Below are 398 nucleotides of genomic sequence, written 5' to 3' on the forward strand. Positions count from 1 at the left end.
CAAGACATGCTTAAAATGTTCTCGAACGACTTCGGTGCGTTCCTCGGAGCAGCAACGGAAGAAAACCTTCCGACGAAAGCAGCACAAGAAGCAGTCGCTGGCCATGAAACATATGTCCAAGACACGTTCATGCAGTACACGGAAGGCGACTACAAAGGATCAGTCGATACGTTCCGCGAGTCATATGCTTACATGTACGGTGTCGGTGAAAACCTCGGTAACGCGATCGTCATGCAATCTCCTGAGAAATTCATGGACGGTACACCAGGTTCAATGCCGAACACAGGTAACGGCGGCATGAGCGACACAAGCAACAACGCAACAACAGGTGCACTCGCACTCTTCGGTCTTGCACTCGGTGCAGCTGGAATCGTCGTGGCACGCAAACGTCAAAACGC

1 pseudogene is annotated in these 398 nt (G+C 51.8%); it reads left to right on the forward strand.

What is annotated here, in order from left to right:
• Window positions 1–398 (forward strand): annotated as a pseudogene (locus tag KNP98_RS15940) (copper amine oxidase); the annotation flags it as partial.

Source organism: Exiguobacterium sp. s127, from assembly GCF_018618695.1.
GTDB classification, from domain to species: Bacteria; Bacillota; Bacilli; order Exiguobacteriales; family Exiguobacteriaceae; genus Exiguobacterium_A; species Exiguobacterium_A oxidotolerans.